Consider the following 22,882-nt stretch of genomic DNA (forward strand, 5'->3'; position numbering starts at 1 on the left):
TGAGGAAAAATGCAGCTAGGGCGCACCCCAAACGCGATCGAAAAACAGGAGTATTTCAGTATGGGGTAGAGCCAAATTTTTAAGGCTGTACTTAATATTTTTCTTAAGTACCTACCTATGACATTCAAGTAAGTAACAAATGGTTAATTGCCCCTAGATAGAACCCTTCGGGCAGCGCATGTTTGGCATTTATACTGCGTTATTTCCTATTTATGGGGAACAACCACACTACATAGGCTCTGCCTTGCCTGAATATCAAACATACTGCTGCAAAATAAAACACGAAAGGTCAACACGTCCTAATGTTATGGTCATCGCATAGTTTGGTATTTTTGTCTCGCAAAGTACTAAAAACACACCCATTTTAAGCTTTAAAACAAGACATTATAAAATTAACACGCTGTATTACTTTACCTCAGTGTTTGTTGAAAATTCAAATAATCACTTGACTCTGCGACCGCAGGTAGCTTTATTCTCCAATGCTTAGGTTACTTAGCTCAATTTAATTAAAACACTTCTTTAACGAATCTATAGCTTTATATAACTATATAAGGGGATAACTGTTGCTTTAGCATTTATTTTTCGACTTTTTCTTAGCCATACTTATATGACTTTCTTGTTGTAGCAATGTCAAAATCGGTTCATTTATTGCGCTAAAGCAATTAGTAAGTAATTTGATACAATACAAATTATAAGATGGATGCCATTTTATTTTTGTTAGCTAAAACAGCGTTAATGTTAATGGCATTCCAACATGTTTAATTTCGGCTTAAATATAGTTGTTGCTATAAAAAGTACTATTGCGTATGTTAAATAAATGATCTAATTTTGTAAAAATTAACACTGGTAATATAACAATCAGTTTATCACTGCTATTCCATTTTTACAGGAGATTTATCTTGCTTGATATCGTCGCACTTTTTATTAAGACTAATCAATATAAAACATTTCATGAAGCATCTGTGAAGTTAAATATTCCTTTACCAACCTTACAAAGAAGAATAAAAAAATTAGAAGAAGATTTATCTTTAGCATTATTTTATCGTGAAAAAGGCTGTTTGCGATTAACAGAACCAGGAAAGAACTTTTATAGTCAATGCCTTATTCATGTTGAAGGTTTACAAAGCATTCTAAGTAACTTTAAAAGTACTAGTGAACATAAAGTAAGTACAATAAAGCTTGTAGCGCCACAAAATTTTATAAAAAGTGTGTATTTTTCAGGTGTGATAAATCAATTCATTGCATTATATCCAAATATTAAAATTCATATGATGCTATCTGACGAACGTTTGGACTTAAAAAAAACTGAATTTGACCTCGCAATCAGAATAGGACAGTTAGAAAGTTCGCAAAATATAGGTAAAGTAATCAATCAAATGAGTTTTGTTTTAGCCTGCTCTGCAAGTTTAATCGAAAATTATGGCGGCCCTACTAACCTAAACGATTTAGCTAAATTACCCCACATATCCTGCTCACCTTTCGAAAACTGGTCTTTTAGATCGAATAATAACGAAAAGATTATTTTTAAACCTCAACCCAACTTTATCTCTAACGACATAGAAATGTGTGCCTTAGCAGCTATTGAAGGAAGAGGTGTTTATTATGGCCCTAAATATTGTTTGTTACCTCATATTAAAGACAGTAGCTTAGTTGAGGTATTAGCACACTTAAAGCCAATAAAACGCGATATTAACTTAATTTGGCCTGATAAATTAATCCCAAAAAGCACACGTTATTTAATTGATTTCTTAGAGCACTCACTGAACGGATTAAAGATATAACACTATTATTTTTTGTTATTTGAACGCTAAAAAATTAATTTATGGCTGCTAAAGCAACTAATATTTTTGAAAAATCAACTTTCATTTATGCCCCTATTAATAAGTTTGTAGATATTTAAAATCAAAATTGGTCCAACGCTATATACGTTTAAATTAATAAATGGACCTTGACTATATCTAACTTTTAAAGGACATAACTATATGAAAAAAACATTACCACTCTTACTATTTGGGTTAAGCAGTGCTGCAAGTGCCAACACCACAGTAATTTACCCAGACCAACTAGAATATGAAAATTTAGGGATGGGTGTTTGCTCCACAAACAATCGCTTAATAACTCACTCTGAAGCACAGATTTACAGAAGCGACATTGTTAATAAAATGGGCAAATGGCAAATAACAGGATTGGCTGATGGTTGGGTAATTATGGGCTCTGGATATGCAGGGGAGATAAAACGAGGTTCTGCCTCTAATTCGTGGTGTTACCCTAAAAATCCAGTCAATGAAATTCCATCACTAAGCGCCCTTAAAATTGCACCTGGTAGCCAAAGCCAAATAGAATGGGATTTAGTTAACCAAAAAGAATCGTTTATTAAACCTCTTTCATACCTTGCACATTATATGGGCTTTGCATGGGTAGGCGGTAATCGATCTAATTACGTTGGTGAAGATATGGAGGTAACTAAATCAGGTTCAGGCTGGACAATTCAAGGTTACAACGGCGGGAGTTGTTCTGGATATCGGTGCGGCGAAAAAACGGCAATCACTGTATCTAACTTCGAATATGTCATGGATACCGAATCATATAGAATAACTGGCGACATTGTATCGGCTGATAAAGAGCTTGTTAAAACGCTCACAGTACCTGCTATTAACGACACCTCCGTAGATCAAATGTCAGTAGTTACCATAGAATATGATGCATCAACTAATTGGTCAAAAACAAATGACTATAGTATTTCTGAATCGGTTACCTTAGCAAACACATGGAAGTCTCCTTCTGTTACAGGAGGTTCAGACACCTCGCTTTCGGTCACTATTTCTGCAGGTCAAGCATGGGGAACAAGTAATGGCGGCTCAGAAAGCCAGCGTGTTGCTGTTCAAGCTAGAACAAATATTCCTGCCAATACTAGCGTAAACGCTAAAGTTGATTTATTTAAATCCTCGATATCTTACCCTTATGAGTTTGATGCTGATATTACCTACAACGTATCAATAAATGGCTTTATGCGCTGGGGCGGCAATGCTTTGTTAAGTCACCCTGAAAACAGACCGACCGAAAATGCAAATTTTGTTATTGGCCGCTGGGCTGGACAAGAAAAAAGCATCCCTTACCAATGGGAGCATAGATACATACCAGGTGAAAATAAAAAATGGGATTGGCCATGGATGATAGAACAAACCAGCTTATCAACAATGCAATATCATTTAAGTCATATTTTGAGGCCTAAAAAAACCACGTTAACGGGTCACTTTTATGCACAAAGCCAATTTGCTGGTAATGTATATTTTGGCGATGAAACTCCGCTGCCAAGTAACCTACGCGTTAAGCCCAGTACTTCTCATGTAGATTACTCCAGTGCTGACAAGCTCAAACAAGAACTAGAAGACGCTGGTTTTAAAAATGTCGTTGTTAACATTGAAATGATTGATTTATAAATAAACTAAAATGCTGGGCTCTTAGTAAAGTAAGATCCCAGCTATGTATTACTTAATTCAAAAAGTAAACCAAGCCCTAAGCACTGAGCATTTAAGTGATAGTAAGAGGTTAATACCTAGTCAAACCAGGCATTTTTTTGTTCTCGTCATGAAAAGTGAATCACCATAAAATCATACAATAACAGTGGGTTGGGTTTACAAAAACATTTATTATTGTCTTATTATTTTTAGCGACTAAAAATAATTCCCCCTCTTTAAACCTTTTTAGTCGCTCTATGCGACTAAACTTAAAACAGCAAAAAAATGAAAGGGAATAATAATGATTAACGCATTCACACGAGTGACTCTGATTGGCGCTGCACTGCTATCAGCTCAAGCTTTGGCTTGGAATAACGAGATGACGCTACAAGACACAAAAAAGCTTACCCTTGATGCTCAATCACTATCAGCATTAAATGTTGAAGCCGGTTCGGGTTTTTTACATATCGTAGGCAGTAATACCGACACTGTGACGGTAAAGGCTGAAATTTATCAATATGAAGCGCATGACAACTACTGCCTTACTTTAGATAATAGTGGCAACACAGCAAAATTAACTGCGAATAATTGTGATAACCACAGTGAAGATCATACGCGCATAGATCTAACGGTGTCGCTACCAGCAACATTCTTACTTGATATTACCGATGGATCAGGCGAGATCTCGATTGAAAATGCAGCTACTACTAGCATTCATGATGGTTCTGGCGCAATTATAATCAATAATATTTCGGGTCAATTAACCATTGAAGATGGCTCAGGCGCAATCACTGCGAGCAATATTACTGACAGTGTAAACATCCATGACGGCTCTGGCAGTATTGAACTGGCAAACACTCAAGGTGATGTAATCATTCATGATGGGTCGGGTAATATCGATGTGCAAAACATTGTCGGCAAAGTAACAGTAACCGATGGATCTGGTGGTATTTATGTTAACAAAGCAGGCGATTTTACTTTACTTGCTGATGGTTCAGGTAGCGTTACAATAAAAAATGTGCCTATTCAAAATCTATAAGTGGCTGCGTTTGCTTAAAGAAATACTTAGTTTTGGGGCAAAAAAATTTAAAAAATTGCGCTAAAACGTTTGATATAAGTCATGCAATAATTTTATTTTCACGTCTTTAATGGCATTTTTTCAAGCCCTTAGGTATCCTTTAAGCAACTACGAAGGATTAGCTATCATAAAAGGATAGTCCACTATGAAAAAGTATTTATCGGTATTATTAACAGGCCTTATTTTATCGGGTTGTAGCAGCTTAACAACAGAGCAAAAAGCAAGTATTGATAACCTCACGCCTTGTGAAAAAATCAATGGTTTATTAGCCGCCTACGACTCACGTTTTGAAGTGTTAAAGCGCACCCGCGTGAATACAAAGTACGCAGAAACTTGGACAGCTAAATACAATCTCGTTGGTGAAGCATGCCAAATCAGTGCTTTGGATGCCGATACAGTGACTTATCGTTGCCAAGATAATTACCAAGAACAAACGCAAGCGGTGGCCATTCATCAAAAGGCTGTTGATTTCACCCGAGCTTGTTTAGCGCAAAATAACTGGCACGAACAACAAAAAGAATCTGCTGATTCATTACGCACTACCTTTGTACTTGATGAAAAAAACCCAGCTATTTCAATTCATACCGGAAAAACATTATCTCGCTCGACGCCTTGGTCTACCTCATTTGAAGTAGGTAAATCGGTAGCAAATAAATAGCATTAAAACCATAAAACAGGTCAGCAAATGTTGGCCTGCTTGGCTAAGGATTTATGAATTCAACACCCCAAAAAAGTTCATCGCTATTAAAAACCGACTGCATTGGGAAATGCCACCGCCTCAAAGGCTATTGCAGCGGCTGCGGCCGAACTAGCGACGAAATATTTGATTGGATCATTTTATCAGACCAAGAGAAACAAGCTATTTTAGATACTCCTAGAGAGGATGCTAATACCCCATAGCTTATTAAGGTGCATTGCGTTGCGACGGGTCGCGTTTAAAGTCTTTAATTAATTGCTTAGGGTCAACCTGCTCGCGTTGCTTACTTGCTGCCTCAGCCCACCACAGTAACTGATTAAACGACCGCAAAAAATATTCGCGCCATGATGCTTGCTCTGCCTCATTGTTTGTTTCACCACTTTCAATAAATACATCCTGTGCTTTTGGCACATGGATCATAGCCGACACCGGCAAACACCCAAGTTCACTTAAAAAACTGCGCATCCCAACAGCGGCACGAACGCCACCCCACTGCCCCGCAGAATACGTAACAATAACGCTGGGTTTGTAAGCAAATAAAGAGCTACCAAAATGGTTTAATAGATTAGCCAATGCTGGACTCATTGAATGATTGTACTCAGGGCTGACCATAATAAAACCATCACAGGCTTTAATTTTTTCCGCTAGGTCATCGAGTTTTTTAGGCACCTCGGCTTGTGAATAAGCAAAGTGCGGTTTGAATATAGGGTCCAGCTCATAGTCTAGCGGATCTATCAGTTCAATATCGTGATCATTGTACTGCTCAAGCAAACAGCGTTGGCATGCCTTGGCAACTCTTTCACCGAGACGTGCCGGCTTAGGTGGCGAACTTTTTCGAACTGAACCTAAAAAAATTAATAGTTTCATGTACTGGCACTCCATTTTATTTAAATCAATATACGAATATAAACGTAAATTTGTGCGGTAGGTCATAAATAAAACCTACCTTACAAGCAAAACATAAAATGCATGTTTAAACATTAATGTGGATCACGCTTTACCCCTGTAGCTAACATTACTAAGCTTTATCGAGCGCTTGGCTTACATCAGCAATGATATCGTCGATGTTTTCAATACCCACCGATAAACGAATTAAATCGCGGCTAACCCCTGCGTTCGCCAATTCTTCATCATTTAATTGTCGATGCGTGGTTGATGCTGGGTGGCAAGCCAGCGATTTGGCATCGCCTATATTTACTAAACGTAAAATCATATTCAGTGCATCAATAAAGCGAGTGCCAGCTTCAAGGCCACCCGCTATCCCAAAGCTTAAAATACCAGACGCTTTGCCACTAGTGGTTGTTTTACTCATTGCGTTATAGGGACTTGACGCTAACCCCGCGTAATTAACCCAAAGCACCTTAGGGTGATTCTCTAGGTATTCAGCAAGCTGTTGCGCGTTTTCACAGTGGCGCTGCATTCTTAGCCCTAAAGTTTCAAGACCAATTAAAATGTCAGAGGCGTTTTTAGGCGCAAGTGCCGCACCGGTATTTCTAAGTGGAACAACACGGCAGCGACCAATAAACGCCGCTTCAGCAAAAGCATCGGTATAAACCACATTATGATACGACGGATCAGGCTCATTCATCATCGCAAAACGAGTGGCATTGGCTTTCCAGTCAAACTTACCCGAATCAACAATTATGCCGCCAATCGCCGTACCATGACCGTTAATATATTTAGTAAGCGAATGCACCACAATATCGGCACCCAACTCAAATGGCCGGCATAAATAGGGCGTTGCCACTGTGTTATCTACAATCAGCGGCACGCCTTTGCTATGGGCTATTTTAGCTAATCGAGCGATATCAACAATATTCCCTGCAGGGTTGCCAATCGACTCACAAAAAACCGCGCGGGTATTCTCATCAATCGCGTTTTCAAAACCGGCAAAGTCATCCGCTTTAATCATCCGCGCTTCAATACCTTGGCGAGGTAGACTATGGGCAAATAAGTTATAAGTACCACCATACACTTGGCTGGTACTGACAATATTAGTGCCCACTTCACACAAACATTGAATTGCGTAAGTGATGGCCGCCATACCAGAGGCCACAGCAAGCGCACCAATGCCCCCTTCCATGGCCGCAATACGCTGTTCAAGCACCGCATTGGTCGGATTCATAATGCGGGTATAAATATTCCCAGGTACTTTTAAATCGAATAAATCAGCACCATGTTGAGTACTATCAAACGTATACGATGAGGTATTATAAATCGGCACCGCCGCCGATTTAGTTGTAGGTTCAGATTCATAACCGTGATGCAGCGCTAAAGACTCAAGTTTCATAATTATTTCCTTCAATAGGGTTACCCTTAAGCTAGCATTTATCGCTCACAAAGTGCACATGAAATATATTAAAGGATGTTGAAGTAATTAGATTTAAGTTAAATTCTGCTAAGAGCGAATTATGTTAGTTCGTTCCATCTTAAACGAACACCTGTTTTTCTTAAGAAAGTGGACATAGCTGTTTATTATGGTTTAGGCTGTGAAGCGTGCGTAGACTGATTGAACGTATCTTAACTCCAGAGCGTCCTCTGGACTCATTAACTATAAAAAATAAAAAGAACAATAATCTGTTGTATTTTTCACTTATCATTACAGCCAACTATAATTATCTTCTCGTAGTTTGTAGCTATTTGAAAAAATATTGATTCTCGTCAAACGGTACTATAAGGAAATAGCCACTCAATACTCTCTATTTAAAACTTCTGTTTTTACAAAAAATGGACTATAGCTATTGTTATATATAGGAAAAGAAAAAACACAATTAACAGTGAGTTCTTATGAGTAATCCCACAAACGATCTCGAAGCGGAGATTGACCAGCTTAAAGTTCAGCTTGCAAACGCTAGAGCTGAAAATATAAAGTATAAGAAGTTGTTTGAAGTATCTGGGGACGCACTATCAATAATCGACCTGAAATCTGGTAAATTCACAGAATGTAACCAAGCTGCAATCAATATGCACGGCGTGGAAAGTAAAGACAACTTTATTAATTTAAAGCCTTCTGATATCTCACCTGAGTATCAACCATGTGGCAGACGTTCAGAGGAAATAGCCGCAGAACACATTGAAAATACTCTGACTAAAGGGCCACAGCTGTTTCAGTGGGTTCACTCTCGATTAGACGGCTCATCTTTTCCATGCCTTGTATCTCTGACTGTATTAAATGTGGATGGTGATGCTTTTATTTTAGCCATAGGTAGAGATATTAGTGAATTAGTTGAGACGCAAAACAAATTGCATAGTGCTTCAACAGACATAGAACGAATTAGCTACGCTTTCAATGAGGAAAAAGAAAAATTTGAACAGTTTTTTAGCTTAGCGCCGGTAGGCATTGCAATTAATAGGTTAGATAATGGTTTATTTGAGTATGTTAACAAGGAACTGAGTCGTTTTAGTGGTTATGACAAAGACGAACTAAATCAAATGGACTATTGGAAGTTGACACCAAAAAAGTACGAAGAACAAGAAAAAGAACAACTAAAATCCCTCTCAGAAACAGGCCGTTACGGACCTTACTATAAAGAATATATTCATAAAAAGGGTTATGAATACCCCGTACAATTGTCGGGCGTTATAATTAAGAGTGCAAATGGCGATGAGCTGATTTGCTCTGTCATCCAAGATACTTCCCATCAGAAACAGATAGAAACCGAATTACAAATAGCAAAAAACCAAGCTGAAACCAGTTCTCTGAGAATGAAATTGGCAAATGAATCAGCTCAAATTGGTGTGTGGGAGTGGGATGTCATTTCGGGAGAATTAATCTGGGATGAATGGATGTACAAGCTGTATGGCATTACAGAGAATTGTTTTTCTGGTGCTTATGAAGCTTGGACTCATAGTCTTCACCCTGATGATATGGAAGAGTCTAACAAACAATTAGAGGATGCCGTATCAGGTTTAGGTGCTTTTAATCCAGAGTTTAGAGTAGTACATCCAAACGGGCAGGTAAGAACAATCAAAGCTAGCGCAGAAGTTATTAGAGATAATGATGGCAACGCTCTAAAAGTCATCGGTGTAAATTACGACATTACAGATAAAATAAATGCGATAAATGAGCTAGAAGTAGCTAAGCAAAAAGCTGAGCAGGCAACCCAAACGAAAAGTGAATTTTTGTCAAATATGAGCCATGAGATACGTACGCCCATGAATGCAATTTTAGGTGGACTGCAGATGGTCAATACTGAGTATCTCGATGCCAAGTCCAAAGTAATGCTTAAAAATGCAGTATCGTCTTCTAAATCGCTGTTAACCATTATCAACGATATTTTGGATTACTCAAAGATAGAGAGCAATAAACTAAGCCTAGAGCAAGAGCCTTTCTCGATTAGCGATATAATTAAATCTGTGAAATTTGAAGTGGACAGCATAGTCAGTAATAAGGGTATTAAACTTGTCAGTAATATTGATGAAAATTTTAATGATCACTGGTTAGGAGACATTGTCCGTGTTAAGCAAATATTACTCAATCTTGTGTCGAATGCTGTTAAGTTTACTGAAAAGGGTAGCGTAAACATTCACTTGAGCGAAACTCTTTACCAAGAAAAGCAGGCTATTAGTCTTGAAGTGGCTGATACAGGAGTTGGAATGAGTGAGGAAGCTCAAGCTCGTATATTTGATCGTTTTTCACAGGCAGACAACTCAACAACACGTAAATTTGGTGGAACTGGGCTGGGTATGTCGATTACCCTCAGTCTTATTCTTATGATGAGAGGCACTATCGATGTAAAAAGCAATGTGGGTAGAGGCACCACTATAAGAGTCATATTACCATTAACTATAACCAATAAGAGTGTCAGCTCTTTCGTACAAAAATCTATGACTCCGCCGCCGTTGAGGGGAAAGAAAATACTAATTGCTGAGGATAACGAAATCAATCAAATTGTCATTCAGTCAATGCTCGAAGGCACTAATGCATCATTAACTATTGTAGATAACGGTAAACAGGCAGTAGAAGCAGCTAAAGAAAAGGACTTTGATTTGATACTTATGGATATACAAATGCCTGAAATGGATGGTGTTGAAGCAATGAAAAATATCATTAATTTCAATAAGCATATACCGATAATTGCACTAACCGCAAATGTAATGATTGATGACGTTGCTGATTATTTAAGCCAAGGATTTGATGCACATATAGCAAAACCAATTGATATTGCTACCCTATACGGTGTTCTGAGCTCATTTATAAAGTAAGTACTTGCTTTGTTTGTGCTTTATTGCCAGTTCGGCTTCGGCAAATCAACTTCCGCTCATAGCAAAAAGTAGACATAAGTCATTACAAATTATACTTATTAAAAAAGGCGCTTACCGTTATGGTAAGCGCCCTACTATTTTACTCATTACTTATTTTACGATTTTCATTTCGTCTAATAGGTTTTGTGCGTTATCTACTTTATCCATCACCCACAGCATGTAACGTGAATCAACGTGGATTGAACGATTAAGTGCTGGGTTATAATCCCAATCGCCAATAATACTTTCGTACACACCATCAAACAGTAAGCCTACCAGTTCGGCTTTACCGTTAAGTGTTGGTGAACCTGAGTTACCTCCAGTCGTGTCTACGTTTGATAAAAAGTTAACTGGTACGGTATTCATGCCACCGGTGTAATCACCAAATATTTTAGCCTTGATTTGCTGTTGCAGTTTTTCAGGCGCGTTAAATGGATCAACATCGGTGTTTTTTGCAAGTAGCCCTTCAAGTGATGTAAACGGTGTTGCTATCAAACCGTCTTGCGGTGAATAGCCTCCAACAGTGCCATACGTTACACGTAATGTGCTATTCGCATCTGCATACACAGGTTTATTTTGTGCTTCATTAAACGCTATGATGGCACTCATTAACTGTGGACGCGCCGCTTGTAGTTTACCGGCAAGTGCTTTGTCTTTGTCTTCTTCAGCTTTCATTACGGCAAAGATGGCCTTCGCGTATTGCATAAATGCATCTTGGCTTTGTTCAAGTTCAGCAAATGATTGCGTAGATAACGCGATACGAACGTCTTCATTATCTAGCGTTGAATTAGCATACATTTTTGCTAATAGTGCACTGTGCTTGGCTTTATCAAAGCCATTTTCTAATTCAAAAACTTTATCTACTTCTGCAAAACGCTCTTCTTTAGGTAACGCGGCATACAGCTCTAAAAAATGTAATAAAATGGCTTTATCAACGTTTGCATCAAAACGGCGACTCATGCGCTTTAAACCGGCTTCAAAGCGTGGTAAATCGCGTTCTTGATAGCCAGATTCACGTTCGCTATCAGGTTTTTGTTGCTCATAAGCTAGGCGATATAAGCTACGTGCGGTACTGATCATTTGTGAGCGGTGCACATAGCCAAGCATACGATCACGCTCATTGTGCTGTTGCGATTGAGCCACTAACGCCGACAATTCATTTAACACTTTACCGTATTGTTTTTTACGCTTACGGTCACTGTTTATCCACGCGGTTAGATCTTGTTCAAATTGCTTTTTACGTTCATACATCGTGCCTTTATTAAAGCTTTCGATCATTGAACCGTAGTTTTTAATATAGTTGTTGTAGCCCGCTATAGTACTTTCGTAGGCGATGCGCGCTTTGCTGCCATCTTCTGAATTTTCTTCAATCAAAGCGACATATTTTGAATTATGCTCGCGTGATTTTGGATAGCTGGTATTAAATACATAATCAACTTCAGCAGCAATGCGGTAACGGTTAGTGCGCCCAGGATAGCCTGCTACCATAACAAAGTCGCCATCTTGGACCCCTTTGGCGCTGACACTTAGATATGAATCAGGCACATAAGGTACATTGTCTTCGCTAAATTCAGCCGGTTTGCCGTCTTTACCTACATATGCACGATAAAATGAAAAGTCGCCGGTATGGCGCGGCCACATCCAGTTATCGATATCGCCACCATACTTACCTACGCCCATAGCAGGCGCATATGCTAAGCGTACATCTTTAATTTCTAGTGATTTGATCAAATAAAACTCTAAACCACCGTGGAATGAATACACATTACAGCGATAATTGTCGTCAGCTTCACATGCTGACACTAACGCTTTTTCATTTTTTTCTAGCGCGTCGTAGCGCGCTTTTGCGCTGAGTTTTTCAGTGCCTTTTATTACTTTTTTGGTCACATCGGTAACTGTTTCAGTTACATACACTCTAGAGCCGGGTGCCGCTGGTAAGTCTTCAGCCGGTGTTGTTGCTAAAAAACCGTTTTCTAAAATATTGTTCTCTGGTGTTGAGTTATATTGAATCGAACCATAAGCACAGTGATGATTGGTAACCACCAGCCCTTTTGGCGATACGAAGGATGCGGTACAGCCACCAAGGCTTATCACAGCATTCATTGGGAACTCGGTTAATTTAGAAATCGATTTTGCGTCAATTTCTAGTCCTTTGGCTTTTAGAATTGATTCTAGATCAGGAAGTTGGTGTGGTTGCCACATGCCTTCATCAGCAAATGTTGTGCCCGATACTACAATAGCAAGTGATGCTATGAGTGGTTTTAAACGCATTTTTTTATCCTTTTTATTGTTTCTATAACAGGTTACGCGTGCAGCCTTAGCAAGGTCAATATTTCTGCGACAAAATAGCTGCACTATTGTGTAACAAAATACTGAAAACAAATACTTCTTCGAGCTCTATTGGCAATAAAAACAACACAACGATGCAATCATTTGGTCATTTTCAATAGCTAGGATTTAAATATTATTAATAATGCACGGCCTAATTATGACTGCTATTTTTTTGATCAACCTCGCTCGTTCAACGGAGCGATTAGCAAACAGCCAGCGACAATTAGCTGCACATGGGCTAAGTTTTGAGCGTATAGATGCAATTGATGGCGCCATGCTTTCACAAGCGCAAAAAGAAATTAATTACAGTCCTAGCCTCAACAAACAAAAATACCATTACCCGCTCAGTGCTGGGCAGATTGGCTGTTACTTGAGCCATCGCAAAGCATGGCAAACCATTGTCGATAGAAAACTTGATTACGCAATTGTGCTCGAAGATGACTTTATCTTAGATACGAGTATTAATAGTGCAATTAAAAATATTGAACAATTACCGCTCACTTGGCAACTGATAAAACTCTCAGCTTATCAAAACCGTACTCGCAAAATCGCCTATCAAGTGCCGTTGCAGTTTGAGCAAAAATTAGTGATCCATAAAAAGTTGATGACAGGATGTTGTGCTTCTGCAATCAGTTATCAAGGTGCGAAACAATTATTAGCAGCTACTAAGACATTTGCCCGCCCTATTGATTGTGACCTACAACATATATGGGAAACTCAAGTAACAGGCTATTCATTACTGCCGTATCCAGTCTCTCAAGATTGTGAGCAAGTAAGTGATATAAAGTCGCGTAGCAATGCCCGCGTAAAAAAATCGTTTTTAGCCCGTAAAGGTCAGCAACTCAGTAGCGCGGTAAATAATCACTTTGCAACGGCGGCATTTATCAAAAAGACTAAGCGTGCTTTACCCACTACTCCTAAATGCAAAAAAGGAGCCGCAGCTCCTTTTTACTCATAACCTAGAATCATTAAATAGTATTTATTTTTTAGCGAGGTTTGGGTGTTCTACACCCATCCATGCTTTAAATAATGCCATTTGCTGTGCAGTTGCCTGTTTGTCAGCAACCAGCTTTTTATCTTTATCAAAGCTTTGTGCTAGCGTTATCGTGGTGCTTTGCAGTGCATCACGGCGGATAAAATCAATGGTTACTTTATCCCCTGCTTTAAATGTTTCTAAGCTTGATTTTAAATCTTTACCAACATGCTTTTTGTTAATTGCCACAATTTTGTCATCGCTGGTCAAACCCGCTTGCCATGCAGCGCCATCGCGACGCACATGAGTTAAAGTTAATAACTCACCAGTATTTTTTGCCATCGCATCAACACTGGCAACGGCTTTTGCATCTTTTGGACGCTCTAACATTAAGCCTACTTTTTTAAACAGTGCGTCAAAATCAATATCTGCTGGTGCATCAACATTATTTGCCCACCACTGGCTGTAATCGCGGCCCGTTAACTGTTTTAAAATAGTTTTCACGTCTTTAACAGTGAAGCCATGCGGCATTTTATATTGATTGTAAAGTGCACGATGAACATCACGGTAGCTTTGCTTACCTTGGCTGTTCTCAAGTAAATCAATATCAAGAGCCATCGAAATCAATGAGCCTTCGGAGTAAATATTAGTACTGTAGTTACGTGCATGGTCACCACCTTGATTTATCCATTTATCAAAACTGGTTTCGCTGGCACTTTGTACTTCGCGCCCTGGCGATAATAAATGACGGTTGACGGTTTTCGTTAACACGTTTAAAAATTCATCAGTCGTGGCAATCCCTGACCGCACCATTAAATGATCTTCAAAATAACTGGTTGAGCCTTCAGCTATCCATAATAGTTTATCGTAATTAATATGCGTGTAATCGTAAGGAACTAAACCTTCAGGTCTATATGCTTTTACATTCCAAGTATGGATAAATTCATGTGCCGCGGTGCTAATAAAAGCAAGGTAATCTTCACGTGAACCAAAACGATCTCGCGGACGTTGGATAATCGTTGAGTTTAAATGCTCGGTGGCGCCACCTGCTCCTGAGGTTGCATGTACCATAAATACATAACGTTGATACGGGTAAGCATCCCAAATAATATTACCAGTAGCGACTAATTTTTTCAGATCGATAAGCATTTGCTCAACATCATAGTTGCCCTCTCCCCAAATCACTAATTCATAATCGCGGCCATCAACTGCAAAGGTGTGGTGTTGATTAATACCCGTTTCGATCGGCGAATCAACTAATACATCGTAATCTGCGGCTTTAAAACTATGCTTTGAGCCCGCACTATCCATACCTGATATTGAGCGCCATGCTTTCGGCACATCTAGCTTGACCGTTACTGGCTCTTGGCGAAATGATTCACTAAACATAAAAAAGCCTGATGCATCTATAAATGCGTGACTATCATCGATATGACGTGCGCGTTTACCTAACTCATTGGCATACACTTGATAATCAATTTTAACTTCCGTTGGTTTATCTAAATGTACTCGCCATGTACTAGCATCAATTTTTTCCCATCTTAATGCTTTGCCATTCTCACCTGTTGCTTCGAAAAAACGCACACCGTTTGCAAGGTTCAAAATTTCGTAACGGCCTGTTCGCCAAGCTGGCAACTTTACATCTAAATGTGCTTGTGCCGTTTGTGGAAATTCTACGCTAACGTTGCCTAAATGATGTTCAGGTTGAGTAACAGCGAGCGAATAATTAACATCGGCCCATGCCGAGTGAGATAATGCGGCTAATACCGATAATGCTAAAAACTTTTTCATTGCGGCTCTTAATTCATATATCAACTAATTTTATTGTGCCTGAGCGTAACAATGATGATAGAAAATGTGAATTAAAAGCGATAAATACACGTGCAGATAGGTTCAATGAATAAAAATCATCAACAAATGCTAAGTTTTTGACTTACTGACTACATTTGTGCGATTTTTGTTGTAAACTTACAGCAATGAAAGATTTAATCAATGGCGGTAACTATTAGTGTCACAACAGCTCGAAGTTTTAAACAAAAAACTTAAACAAGCCATTGATACTCGCATGGTCGTTGAACATGCACGTAAGCATCAGGTAGACACATTGACACACTTTGCAGCTAAGTTATCGTTAAGCTGTAAAGGGATGGATATTGAACTTGATAATCGCTTAGCTAAGTTTCGTAGTGCACTGGCTAAAGGGGTGGATTTTGAGTTATTCGCGCCACTCATAGACGAGATTCTCACACTACTAAAAAACCAAGAAGCACAACAGGCTACACATCAGCGTGAACTTCATAACAGTGTGCTCGATGCTGGCAAGTTACTACAAAAAACCAAAGGGTTACCGGATGATGCACGCCGAACGTTGCGTCATTTACTAGACCATGAACTGAATAATGTGCAATCGACACGGGATTTTATTCCGCTACTTAATCGTTTAGTGACTATTTATCATCAAGCATTACAAGTAAAACTAACTGTTGCAGATGGTCAACAAAGTGCTGTACAACCCAGTTTAGCAAAAGAGTTATTAAATTTAGCTAATGATCTAGTGTTTGAAGATGAATCCGCAGATCAAGTAAAAACTATCAAAAATAATATCTCTGAAACAGATTCAGTTGATGATTTATTGACCTCAGCAATCGATATTATTCGCATCATTGCCAGTAATATCAGTAAAGAGCGACAATCAGCACAAAGTTTTTTAGTGTCATTGAACCAAACGCTCGAAGAATTACATCACTCGATTGTCTCTACAAGTAAACATTCAGAAGCAATGGGAGCTGAATTTACAGCATTAAATAAGCGCATTGAAGGTAAAATTAATAATCTGACGGCACAAACCCAAAATGCCACTTCAATCTCATCATTAAAAGCCTTAGTTGATAACGAATTAAAATCGTTAAGCGAAGACTTAATTGAAAAAGAGCGCCTTGAACAGCAAGACCGTGAAATGCTATTAAGCAGTTTCCAAGAAATAAATCAACGTATTGGCAGCCTCGAAACAAAATTATCTAAATACAAAAAACGCCTGCATGAGCAACGTTTTAAAAGTTTGCTTGATGGACTTACAAAACTGCCAAATCGAGCTGCATTTGACGAACGTTTTCATCACGAGTTTCATTTGTTTGCAGTACAAGAATCAGATGTCACCTTAGTGGTGATTGATGTTGATCACTTTAAGTCTATCAACGACAAATACGGTCACAGCGCTGGAGATAAAACGTTACAAGTGATTGCTAAAGCATTGCAAATGTCAATCCGAAAATCTGATTTCATTGCTCGCTACGGCGGTGAAGAATTCGTTTTATTAATGCCAGGTATGCCCTTAGAGCATGCTAAAAGACCCCTTGAAAAACTAAGAAGAGCGGTGAAAGGAATTCCGTTCAAGTTCAGAGATAAACAAGTAGAGATAACGGTTTCTATCGGTGCCACTCAGTTTAAAAAAGGTGATACCCCATTGGGCGCTTTTGACCGCGCCGATGATGCCCTCTACAAAGCAAAAAATACCGGTCGTGATCGCTTGTGTATCAATGAATAACTACGACCGACCCAGTGCTTTTTATAGCAAGGAGAACGCCTATGTTAATACAGTTAAACCCGACAGGTGTGTTAGATTTACTGTCGCAGCTCGAAGTTGATTTATTAGAACAATCGTCTAACAGTGAACGCTATAAGTTATTTAGAAACTGTGCGCTAGCTGTTCTTAATGTTGGCAGTCATACTGACTCAAGCTCAGAGATTTACAATAAATATCAAGATTTTGATATTCGCTTACTAAGCCGTGAGCGAGGCATAAAAATTGAGCTACTGAACCCTCCGACTACCGCTTTTGTTGATGGTGAAATAATCACCGGAATTCATGAACATATTTTCTCAGTTATACGTGATATTTTATTTATTTGTCAAAAATACGAAAAAGATTTAACCGAACAAAAAGCCATTACACATATGGTTTTTGATATGTTGCGTAATGCCGCAGCGCTTCGCGTAAATAGCGATCCAAGTATGATTGTCTGCTGGGGTGGTCATTCAATTAATGAAAACGAATATAAATACACTAAACAAGTAGGCTACGAGCTTGGTTTACGAGGCTTAAATATTTGTACTGGCTGTGGCCCCGGTGCCATGAAAGGCCCGATGAAAGGCGCAACCATTGGACATGCAAAACAGCGCAACACCAACAACCGTTATTTAGGTTTAACAGAGCCTAGTATTATTGCCGCAGAGCCACCAAATCCGATCGTCAATGAACTAGTTATTTTACCAGACATTGAAAAACGCCTTGAAGCCTTTGTACGCACCGCCCACGCTATAATTATTTTTCCTGGCGGCGCTGGCACTGCCGAAGAGTTATTGTATTTACTTGGCATTTTACTTCACCCTGATAATGCCAAACAGTCGTTACCGGTTATTTTAACTGGGCCGAAAGAAAGTGAAAATTACTTTAGCGAATTATGCCAGTTCATTGAAATGACGTTAGGTAAAGAGGCGCTTGATAAATTTGAAGTTATTATTGATAACCCAGAATTAGTTGGGATCAAACTCAAATCTGCAATGGCAAATGTGCGTGATTACCGCAAGAGTCAGGGCGATGCATATTACTTCAACTGGACGTTAAAAATTGAAAATGAATTTCAGCAACCTTTCGCGCCAACTCATGCCAATATGGCTGGGCTTGATTTACATTTAGACCAAGAAAAGCAATTACTAGCCGCTAATTTACGCCGTGCATTTTCTGGTATTGTTGCTGGTAATGTTAAAGACGAAGGCATTCAAGCCATTAAACAACATGGCCGGTTTATCATCAGCGGTGAGCCGACTTTAATGAAAGCCATGGATAAACTGCTGCAAGCATTTGTTGAGCAAGGAAGAATGAAGCTCCCAGGCAGTCAATATGTTCCATGTTATGAAGTCAAAGCATAAGGGTTAATGTATTCGTGTCAGGTCAGTTACTTTTAATCGATGCGCTTAATTTAATTAGGCGCATTTATGCAGTTGATAGTAATCAAAATAAAGGCAGTGATGAGCAAATGATAAATACCTGCTGCGCGCGGGTAGCTCACGCTTGTGAAAAACTTATAAAGATCACCCAAGCAACACATGCTATTGCTGTATTTGATGGTGATAAAAGCTGGCGTTATCATTATTACGCTCAATATAAAAGCAGCCGTGCCCCCATGCCTGAAACTCTGAAAAATTCATTAGATAAATTTAAACAGGCAATTGAGCAAACGGGTATTGTGGTGTTTGCCCCAGTAAATGATGAAGCTGATGATATTATCGCCACGTTAGCCCATAAAATGGCGCAAAATCGGTTGTATTGTACAATTGTTTCCACTGATAAAGGGTTTCTACCTAGCTTAAATAATTATATTAATGTGTATGATTATTTTAAAAAAGAATATTTAGATCATCACTCTATCGTACAACGTTTTGGTGTTGAGCAAGCTCGATTAATTGATTTTTGGGCAATGGCTGGTGATAAAACTAATGATATCCCTGGTATTAAGGGAATTGGTACTAAAACAGCACAAGAGATTATTAGTAAGCACGCAGATATAACATTCGCAATAGAGGATGAAACGCTCTCTGCAGCAGTACGTAAAAAGTTAGCAACAGGAATGGCTGACTATATTACCTCGAAACATTTGGTTGGTTTACGTACAGATATTAACTTAGGCTTTAGTTTAAAGCAGTTAAGACTCAATTAATCGCATTCACGTAGCACTGAATTTGAACTATGCGTATACTGAATTTAAGTCTCAGCGTAAGAGTGCACAATGTTTAAGAAGTTTTTTCGCTATCTCATATTAGGTTTAGGTGTATATGCCTTAATCGCTACTTTGGTCATTACTTTTTATAAAGATGATCCGCAAGCGATGATATGGCAGGACCGAGAAGCGTTCAATAAACGTTATATCGCTAAATTAAGTATCGAAACACCGACTAACTTAAACACTGTATTAGAGTATTTAGGCAGTCCAGATCTAACATTCGCTAAACGTGATAACGAAGAGGTATGGCAAATTATTTTTTACCGTACTCAACATATCAAATCAGATGGGATCACGACTATGGATGAGTGTACTGGTTTACTGTTTAAAAATGGCGAATTGATTTTGTGGGGACCAAGTGCATTTGATGCATTTGAGCAACGCGGGTAATTGATTATTTATGGATGAACTCTGCGCACAAGATCTTGCCAGCCTATTTGAAAAGACTGACAAATTATTAAGGTTTTATCATAATAGAAGTCAGTGGCCACAAATTTATCCGCTGTTAACACAACTGGCTGAGCAATATTATAAACTCTATGATTCACATCCAAATGCAATGCAAGCCCAACTTACTCTATATGCAGAAACACAAGGTTATACAACCAACTTAGTAGTCAATCAATGTGTCATTGTCGCCGCATTTTGTCGCAGTTTAAGTTACGACAGTAAAATCAGCCAATTGCTTATTTGTGTGTGTTTAACTAACTATTTATGTGTGCAAACACAAACCAATAAGTTGGCCCTGCGCCAACCTCTTACCCAACAAGAAAAAAAGCAATGGCAGTCGCGTCATCAGCTAGCAGTTAAGTTACTGCAATCAGCTAACATTGCCACTGATCATATTGCGGGTATTTTAGCGCGCTTAAATAAGTATAAGCAGGCCTTGCTAAGCACGCCAAAAATCATGATCTATGATGGACCAACGACGTTAGTTGCGTTAGCAAATATTATTGCGATGAACATTACTTATCGTACCCAAAATGATCATATCGACATCTATAAAGCAGTGGCTGATATTTATATCCGTACTCCCAACCTGTTTGCCCAACAAGCATTAAAAGCATTAATCGGTCATTTTGGCCCTTACCTGCCAGGCTCTTTAGTTAATTATAGCGATCAGCAGCTCACGTATATTGGTAAAAACCACCAGCAACGGGATTTATTAATTGCGTTGCATGAGCAGCAAAAAACCAAATGGTATAGTGTTAAGGCAAAGCTAGAATCGCATTCAAAACAACGCCCAAGTAAAGACAAGCGATTATTGTTTAGCGTATGGTTCAATGAACACATAGCTCCCGCTATTGAAATTGTAAACGTTGAAAAACAACAATTACTAATGTTGATAAGCCAAGTTAAAATACAAAAGGAATACTCATACAGTGCCCTTGCTAAATTACTCAACAATCATCCAGCGACAATAGAGTTACTTCGTGAAGCAGTGAAGCCTTATAATAAAGAGCAGCTAGCAGGCAAAGATTTACGCCATTGTTTATCAATGGTCGGCTTATATAATGCGCCAGCAATCATTCAACGGGTGCTCTTTGAGCAATTAGTAAGCCACCAAGCGCATCCATTAATGCAACATATACAATTACGTTTACAGGCAATAATAAGTTTATTAAACCAACTGGTAAGTCGTGATCAACACAACCAGTTCGAGCACCTAGCTCTGCCTATTTATGGTTACGTTAATTATTTGATTGAATACTGTAGCACCACAATTAGCCGTAAGACAGTGTATGAACACTCACCTAAAAGTGATGTAAGTATGCCCTTTGCGTGGCTATTTGGTGTCACGGTTCATGACAGTGGGCATTTATCGGCTTATTTACTTGAATTGCTTGGTGACAACCCATGGACACAAGCGCTTTTAGATGCTGAGCAGCAAAAAAAACAACACTTATCTGCAGAAGCACAATTATGGGTTGCAATAAAACTCGTCGTTATTAAGGTATATCAACCCAACGCAATACAAAGTAGTTGGCAAACACACACTTTTGACCAAGTATTAAAACGCTTAGATTGGCAGTCCAGCGAGGATTTTTATGCGCAGCTTCCAAGCCTAGGTTTAAGCAATAGCGTATGAATATTTATTAGACATAGTGACTAATTTAGTGCGTTTTCGTGGGTTTTACTGGCAAAAAGTTGAATAAATTGCTATAAAAGCCGCTTGTATTTTCAAACTCATTCACGTAAATAATCTAACAAGTTATCGCAGTTTAATAATGCGTCACATTTACGTGCATTTCTAACTCGTAATAGGAAAAGTTCATGGCCAAACAAACCATCACAGTGATCAAAGGCGACGGCATCGGTCCGAGTATTATTGATTCAGCCCTTGAGATCTTAACAGCCGCAGGGTGCGATTTTGATTATGAATTCGTTGATGCAGGTCTTGCTGCCTTAGAAAAAACCGGTGAATTATTACCACAAGATACCATTGATACTATTGCGCGTAATAAAATCACTCTTAAAGGCCCACTAACAACTCCTGTTGGTGAAGGTTTTACTTCAATCAATGTAACATTACGAAAGCAGTTTGGTTTATACGCCAATGTGCGCCCAGTAAAATCATTTGTTGGCACCAAAGCTCGTTATGAAGACATTGATATCATCACGGTACGTGAAAATACGCAAGGTATGTATTCAGGTTTAGGCCAAGTGACATCAGAAGATGGCAACGAAGCACAAGCAATGTCTATGATCACCCGTGAAGGTGCTGAAAAAATTGTTACTTTTGCCTACGAACTAGCCGTGCGTGAAGGCCGTAAAAAAGTGACAGCGGTTCACAAAGCTAACATCTTAAAATCAACTTCAGGTTTATTCTTAAAAGTAGCTCGTGAAGTTGCGGAACGTTATCCTGAAATTGAATCAACTGAAATGATTGTTGATGCAACCTGTATGAAACTGGTAATGAGCCCTGAAGAGTTTGACGTTATCGTTACGACAAACCTGTTTGGTGATATTTTATCTGATCTATGTGCTGGTCTAGTAGGCGGCTTAGGTATGGCACCTGGCGCTAACATCGGTGAAGATGCAGCAATCTTTGAAGCAGTTCATGGCAGCGCACCTGATATTGCTGGTAAAAACTTAGCAAATCCAACCTCTGTTATTTTGGCATCTATTCAAATGTTAGAGCATTTAGAAATGGGCGAAACTGCAGAGCGTATTCGCAGTGCTGTAGCTGACGTAATTAAATCGGGTGATCGTACCACTCGCGATTTAGGTGGCAGTCACGGTACTACTGACTTCACACAAGCTGTTATCGACCGTTTATAAACCAAACCTAGATTATAAGCATTATAATAAAAGCCAGTA

The 22,882-nt window shown here is 38.9% G+C and carries 17 protein-coding genes; 13 read left to right on the forward strand and 4 right to left on the reverse strand.

The window, feature by feature from the left end; translation table 11 throughout:
- The first annotated feature begins 899 nt into the window (after nt 1–899).
- From H5182_RS11465 to H5182_RS11485, 5 genes are all read left to right on the forward strand, one after another.
- Complete coding sequence (locus H5182_RS11465) at nt 900–1,781, forward strand: LysR family transcriptional regulator (protein WP_182734173.1); 882 nt, start codon at nt 900–902, stop codon at nt 1,779–1,781.
- A 201-nt stretch (nt 1,782–1,982) separates the two neighbouring features.
- Nucleotides 1,983–3,440 (forward strand): aerolysin family beta-barrel pore-forming toxin, encoded by a 1,458-nt coding sequence (locus tag H5182_RS11470; protein ID WP_182731609.1) that lies wholly within the window; start codon nt 1,983–1,985, stop codon nt 3,438–3,440.
- A 319-nt stretch (nt 3,441–3,759) separates the two neighbouring features.
- Nucleotides 3,760–4,497, forward strand: a complete 738-nt coding sequence (locus H5182_RS11475; RefSeq protein ID WP_182760048.1) for a hypothetical protein — start codon at nt 3,760–3,762, stop codon at nt 4,495–4,497.
- A gap of 184 nt (nt 4,498–4,681) precedes the next feature.
- Nucleotides 4,682–5,194 (forward strand): hypothetical protein, encoded by a 513-nt coding sequence (locus H5182_RS11480; protein ID WP_145235753.1) that lies wholly within the window; start codon nt 4,682–4,684, stop codon nt 5,192–5,194.
- A 53-nt stretch (nt 5,195–5,247) separates the two neighbouring features.
- Nucleotides 5,248–5,436, forward strand: a complete 189-nt coding sequence (locus H5182_RS11485) for a DUF1289 domain-containing protein (RefSeq protein WP_149980198.1) — start codon at nt 5,248–5,250, stop codon at nt 5,434–5,436.
- Between the two features lie 4 nt (nt 5,437–5,440).
- Here H5182_RS11485 and H5182_RS11490 read toward each other — a convergent pair whose 3' ends face one another.
- Together H5182_RS11490 and H5182_RS11495 are read right to left on the reverse strand one after the other, a co-directional pair.
- Complete coding sequence (locus H5182_RS11490) at nt 5,441–6,100, reverse strand: NADPH-dependent FMN reductase (RefSeq protein WP_182760049.1); 660 nt, start codon at nt 6,098–6,100, stop codon at nt 5,441–5,443.
- A 151-nt stretch (nt 6,101–6,251) separates the two neighbouring features.
- The gene (locus H5182_RS11495; protein ID WP_182760050.1) at nt 6,252–7,523 is read right to left on the reverse strand and encodes an O-acetylhomoserine aminocarboxypropyltransferase/cysteine synthase family protein; all 1,272 of its coding nucleotides are present in this window, start codon (nt 7,521–7,523) and stop codon (nt 6,252–6,254) included.
- 497 nt (nt 7,524–8,020) lie between these two features.
- Between H5182_RS11495 and H5182_RS11500 the strand changes: the two genes are divergently transcribed.
- On the forward strand, nt 8,021–10,438 hold the full coding sequence (locus H5182_RS11500; RefSeq protein ID WP_182734172.1) for a PAS domain S-box protein: 2,418 nt from the start codon (nt 8,021–8,023) through the stop codon (nt 10,436–10,438).
- Between the two features lie 150 nt (nt 10,439–10,588).
- Here the strand turns inward: H5182_RS11500 and H5182_RS11505 are convergent, their stop codons facing one another.
- On the reverse strand, nt 10,589–12,748 hold the full coding sequence (locus H5182_RS11505) for a S46 family peptidase (RefSeq protein ID WP_182760051.1): 2,160 nt from the start codon (nt 12,746–12,748) through the stop codon (nt 10,589–10,591).
- 217 nt (nt 12,749–12,965) lie between these two features.
- Here H5182_RS11505 and H5182_RS11510 point away from each other — a divergent pair, with 217 nt between their 5' ends.
- Entirely contained in the window at nt 12,966–13,766 is an 801-nt protein-coding gene (locus H5182_RS11510; protein ID WP_182760052.1) for a glycosyltransferase family 25 protein, read from the forward strand.
- 21 nt (nt 13,767–13,787) lie between these two features.
- Here the strand turns inward: H5182_RS11510 and H5182_RS11515 are convergent, their stop codons facing one another.
- Nucleotides 13,788–15,572, reverse strand: a complete 1,785-nt coding sequence (locus H5182_RS11515; RefSeq protein WP_182760053.1) for a M61 family metallopeptidase — start codon at nt 15,570–15,572, stop codon at nt 13,788–13,790.
- 217 nt (nt 15,573–15,789) lie between these two features.
- Here H5182_RS11515 and H5182_RS11520 point away from each other — a divergent pair, with 217 nt between their 5' ends.
- From H5182_RS11520 to H5182_RS11545, 6 genes are all read left to right on the forward strand, one after another.
- Entirely contained in the window at nt 15,790–17,325 is a 1,536-nt protein-coding gene (locus H5182_RS11520; RefSeq protein WP_337119163.1) for a diguanylate cyclase, read from the forward strand.
- Between the two features lie 41 nt (nt 17,326–17,366).
- Nucleotides 17,367–18,710, forward strand: a complete 1,344-nt coding sequence (ppnN, locus tag H5182_RS11525) for a nucleotide 5'-monophosphate nucleosidase PpnN (protein ID WP_145235807.1) — start codon at nt 17,367–17,369, stop codon at nt 18,708–18,710.
- Between the two features lie 14 nt (nt 18,711–18,724).
- On the forward strand, nt 18,725–19,498 hold the full coding sequence (gene xni / locus H5182_RS11530; RefSeq protein WP_182760054.1) for a flap endonuclease Xni: 774 nt from the start codon (nt 18,725–18,727) through the stop codon (nt 19,496–19,498).
- 69 nt (nt 19,499–19,567) lie between these two features.
- Entirely contained in the window at nt 19,568–19,951 is a 384-nt protein-coding gene (locus tag H5182_RS11535; RefSeq protein WP_145235813.1) for a DUF3192 domain-containing protein, read from the forward strand.
- A gap of 10 nt (nt 19,952–19,961) precedes the next feature.
- Nucleotides 19,962–21,650 (forward strand): hypothetical protein, encoded by a 1,689-nt coding sequence (locus H5182_RS11540; protein WP_145235816.1) that lies wholly within the window; start codon nt 19,962–19,964, stop codon nt 21,648–21,650.
- 185 nt (nt 21,651–21,835) lie between these two features.
- Nucleotides 21,836–22,843 (forward strand): isocitrate dehydrogenase, encoded by a 1,008-nt coding sequence (locus H5182_RS11545; protein ID WP_182718661.1) that lies wholly within the window; start codon nt 21,836–21,838, stop codon nt 22,841–22,843.
- The last annotated feature ends 39 nt before the right edge of the window (nt 22,844–22,882 follow it).

Source organism: Pseudoalteromonas sp. SG44-17 (genome assembly GCF_014164235.1).
GTDB lineage: Bacteria > Pseudomonadota > Gammaproteobacteria > Enterobacterales > Alteromonadaceae > Pseudoalteromonas > Pseudoalteromonas rhizosphaerae.

What these genes read in the sequence shown, in the direction of transcription:
- H5182_RS11470 (WP_182731609.1), top strand. Translation starts at nt 1,983, where the DNA reads ATGAAAAAAACATTACCACTCTTACTATTTGGGTTAAGCAGTGCTGCA.
- H5182_RS11475 (WP_182760048.1), top strand. Translation starts at nt 3,760, where the DNA reads ATGATTAACGCATTCACACGAGTGACTCTGATTGGCGCTGCACTGCTA.
- H5182_RS11480 (WP_145235753.1), top strand. Translation starts at nt 4,682, where the DNA reads ATGAAAAAGTATTTATCGGTATTATTAACAGGCCTTATTTTATCGGGT.
- H5182_RS11485 (WP_149980198.1), top strand. Translation starts at nt 5,248, where the DNA reads ATGAATTCAACACCCCAAAAAAGTTCATCGCTATTAAAAACCGACTGC.
- H5182_RS11490 (WP_182760049.1), bottom strand. Translation starts at nt 6,100, where the DNA reads ATGAAACTATTAATTTTTTTAGGTTCAGTTCGAAAAAGTTCGCCACCT.
- H5182_RS11495 (WP_182760050.1), bottom strand. Translation starts at nt 7,523, where the DNA reads ATGAAACTTGAGTCTTTAGCGCTGCATCACGGTTATGAATCTGAACCT.
- H5182_RS11500 (WP_182734172.1), top strand. Translation starts at nt 8,021, where the DNA reads ATGAGTAATCCCACAAACGATCTCGAAGCGGAGATTGACCAGCTTAAA.
- H5182_RS11505 (WP_182760051.1), bottom strand. Translation starts at nt 12,748, where the DNA reads ATGCGTTTAAAACCACTCATAGCATCACTTGCTATTGTAGTATCGGGC.
- H5182_RS11510 (WP_182760052.1), top strand. Translation starts at nt 12,966, where the DNA reads ATGACTGCTATTTTTTTGATCAACCTCGCTCGTTCAACGGAGCGATTA.
- H5182_RS11515 (WP_182760053.1), bottom strand. Translation starts at nt 15,572, where the DNA reads ATGAAAAAGTTTTTAGCATTATCGGTATTAGCCGCATTATCTCACTCG.
- ppnN (WP_145235807.1), top strand. Translation starts at nt 17,367, where the DNA reads ATGTTAATACAGTTAAACCCGACAGGTGTGTTAGATTTACTGTCGCAG.
- H5182_RS11535 (WP_145235813.1), top strand. Translation starts at nt 19,568, where the DNA reads ATGTTTAAGAAGTTTTTTCGCTATCTCATATTAGGTTTAGGTGTATAT.
- H5182_RS11540 (WP_145235816.1), top strand. Translation starts at nt 19,962, where the DNA reads ATGGATGAACTCTGCGCACAAGATCTTGCCAGCCTATTTGAAAAGACT.
- H5182_RS11545 (WP_182718661.1), top strand. Translation starts at nt 21,836, where the DNA reads ATGGCCAAACAAACCATCACAGTGATCAAAGGCGACGGCATCGGTCCG.